A 3,103-nucleotide genomic window follows, 5' to 3' on the forward strand; every position below is an offset into this window, starting at 1 on the left:
AATGCTTGAGTTATTAAATTGTTTAGAAAGTTTGGGTTGTAAGATCGAATATCATGAAAACTTGGGTCACTTTCCTTTCACGCTTTATACAAGTGGTTTGAGTAATAATAAAATCGAGATAGACGCTCGAAAAAGTGGGCAAAATATTTCTGGATTACTTATGCAATGCCCGGTACTCAATAACGATTGCACGGTAAACTTCACTGGGGGAACTGTTTCTATGCCATTTATTGATATGACCCTTAAAATGATGCGATCATTTATTGATAAAAATACATTTAATTATACTCTTACTGGGAATTTCGCCGAAGTGCCAGTTTGCGAATATAAAAAAAATGATTTTATCTATCAAATAGAGCCCGATGCCACAGCAGCTAGTTATTTCCTAACCTTGCCCCATGTAGTTGGTGGTAATTGCAAGGTGTTGGGAATGAAAGAGGAGATGCTTCAGGGTGATATTGGCTACTATAATGTCCTCAACAATCTTGGAGCTTGTATAGTTTTCGATGATGAGGGAGTCAAAAGCACCAATCTTTCTTCATTAACAGGTGGATCTTTTGATTTTGTTGATATTTCCGACACTTTTCTCTCTTTGGCGGCAATTAGTCCACTTTTGAATGATAAATTGGAAATTTATGGAATTGAGCATACCCGAAAACAGGAAACTGATCGTGTATCTGCGATGGCTCGAGAATTAGCCAAACTAGGGCAAGATGTGACTGAAAAATCTGACCGTCTTATCATTAAGCCAGATTTAAATAAATTACGTTCAGTCGCCAAAAATGGTGTAGAGATTTGTACCTACAAGGATCATAGGTTTGCGATGAGTTTTGCTATATTGGGATCTTTTGATTTATTCGGCGATGGTCAACCATGGTTAACAATAAAAGATCCTGGATGCTGTGCGAAAACTTTCCCTGGCTTTTTCGACCGCTTAAACACTGCCCTAATCGATTCTAATGCAAAAATATAATTATATTTCTATTTCTTTGGACGGTGCTGCTGGGTCTGGTAAATCAACCACTGCGCAGGCCATTTGCCAAAAATATAAATATATTCATGTGGACACAGGTTTACACTACCGAGCACTTTCTTTATTTTTCTTAAATAAAAATATACTTCCTGATTTGGTTCCCCAGTATTTACTCTATGACAATGTTGATCTCACTTCTCAATTAGAAGAATTTTCGGTCAAACTTTTCGTGGACGGAATTTATTATTCCAAGAATGAACTTCGCAATGAGCGTATGAATAAAGAAGTTTCATATTACGCCCGTATTCCTGAAGTTCGTTCACTTTTGTTAAAATATCAACGTGGATTAGTGAAATATGGCTTTGATCTTGGTTTTTCTGGAATAATTATGGACGGGCGTGATATTGGTAGTGTTGTTTTACCTGATGCAAACCTTAAGGTTTTTCTACACGCTGAAATTGATGTGAGGCAAGGCCGACGCTTATCTGATGGTGAACATGATTCCATATCTAAACGTGATAATATAGATAGCACCCGTAAGGTAGCGCCTCTCATGTGTCCAAATGGTGCAATATCTATAAATACGGGAATTCTATCAGTTAATGAGGTCGTCTCATTAATATCTAAACACATATCTTCCTTGTCTTGAAAATTTTTTATCGATTTGCCCAGTACGTAAGCTGGTTTTATTTCAAGGCTTTTCATCGTCTGGAAGTTCACGGCATCAAAAATGTTCCACAATCTGGTTCTTTTATTTTGGCTTCTAATCATTCAAGTTATTTTGATCCCCCTGCCCTTGGTTGTAGACTCCCCCGTAACCTTCATTACTTTGCCAGGGATTCATTGTTTTTTTGGCCACTTGGTCTTCTTATACGTAATCTCAACTCTATTCCCGTAAATCGTTCTCAATTAGACATAGCTACCTTAAAACGTGTTTTAAAAGTTTTAAAAGGTGGTGATCCCTTGTTACTTTTTCCTGAGGGTACCCGTTCCGCGGATGGTAATTTAGGCGAAGGCAAGAAAGGTATTGGTTTGTTACTTGCCAAATCTCAAGTGGATGTATTGCCGGCTAGGGTTACGGGAGGTAACAAAGTACTTGGTAAAGGAATGCTCTTTCCTCGAATTGGCCGCAAACTTGTTGTGGAATATGGTACTCTTTTAAAAATCGATACATTAGACCCCGGGAAATCTGATACAAACCGGTACGAAATAATAGCCAACAAGGTACTCGCTGAGATTAACCGAATTTAGCAACCTGTTTCCTGAGCTGGGGAGTTTTGGCAAGCTAAGGGTTAAGTGAATTAACAATTCTATCCATGATTCCCTGAGTTGGATCTGGGAATTTGAATGTTTGACCGGTTATTGTCTCGAACAGATGAATGTATCTGGCAGATAACTCAACCACCAGATTATCGGGGGCTTTAGGCAGGGTTTTGTCCTTATAGGGGTCGCAGTTTTCGCGAAACCAAAGCCTGAGGAATTCCTTGTCCACATTTTCGGGTTCCAGGTTCTTCTCCAATCGGGTCTCGTAGCTTGGTTCAAGCCAATACCTTGAAGAGTCCGGGGTGTGAATCTCATCAATGAGGAGAATTTCGCCGTTTTCTGAAAGACCCATTTCATATTTTGTATCTACCAGAATAAGTCCGTTTTGCCGGGCAAGTTTTTGACCGCGGGCAAAAAGCATTAAGGCGTGTTCAGACGCGTAGTCCCAGTGCTCCTGAGTCATCCAACCTTCTTTGACAATGTCTAGAGGAGAAATTGGGCGGTCATGAGCTTCTTCCTTGGTGGTGGGAGTAAGAATGGGTTGGCGAAATTTTTCGTTCTTATGCATTCCCTCGGGGAAGGAGATACCGCAGTATTGCCTGACACCCGAGTTGTATTGCGTCCAAATGGAGGTGCTCGAACTACCGGTCATATATCCACGCACCACAAATTCAACGGGGAACGGTTTACACTTTTTGGCCAGAGTAACATTGGGGTCTGGAATACCTAGCACATGATTGGGCATAATATCCATCGTCTGTTCAAACCACCAGGCACCGGTTTGGTTAAGTACTTGTCCTTTAAACGGGATGGCTGCCAAAACCCGGTCAAATGCCGATTGCCTGTCTGTGGTGATCAGGGCGTATT

General features: G+C 40.5%; 4 protein-coding genes. 3 read left to right on the plus strand and 1 reads right to left on the minus strand.

Annotated elements, in window-relative coordinates:
* Nucleotide 1: 1 nt before the first annotated feature.
* The 3 genes from ACKPQ4_RS04440 to ACKPQ4_RS04450 are packed head-to-tail and all read left to right on the plus strand — an operon-like array spanning nucleotide 2 to nucleotide 2,224.
* Nucleotides 2-973 (plus strand): 3-phosphoshikimate 1-carboxyvinyltransferase, encoded by a 972-nt coding sequence (locus ACKPQ4_RS04440; RefSeq protein ID WP_407680001.1) that lies wholly within the window; start codon nucleotides 2-4, stop codon nucleotides 971-973.
* A complete protein-coding gene (gene cmk / locus ACKPQ4_RS04445) occupies nucleotides 960-1,622 on the plus strand; it encodes a (d)CMP kinase (protein WP_407680002.1) in 663 nt (220 codons plus the stop codon). The genes ACKPQ4_RS04440 and cmk overlap by 14 nt, the downstream gene beginning before the upstream one ends.
* Complete coding sequence (locus tag ACKPQ4_RS04450; RefSeq protein WP_407680003.1) at nucleotides 1,619-2,224, plus strand: lysophospholipid acyltransferase family protein; 606 nt, start codon at nucleotides 1,619-1,621, stop codon at nucleotides 2,222-2,224. The genes cmk and ACKPQ4_RS04450 overlap by 4 nt, the downstream gene beginning before the upstream one ends.
* Before the next feature lie 34 nt (nucleotides 2,225-2,258).
* Here ACKPQ4_RS04450 and ACKPQ4_RS04455 read toward each other — a convergent pair.
* Nucleotides 2,259-3,103: phosphoribosylaminoimidazolesuccinocarboxamide synthase (locus tag ACKPQ4_RS04455; RefSeq protein ID WP_407680004.1), on the minus strand; the 845-nt coding region annotated here is incomplete at its 5' end.

It is taken from the genome of Candidatus Chordibacter forsetii (assembly GCF_964187505.1).
In the GTDB taxonomy this organism is placed as follows: Bacteria; Verrucomicrobiota; Verrucomicrobiia; order Opitutales; family Seribacteraceae; genus Chordibacter; species Chordibacter forsetii.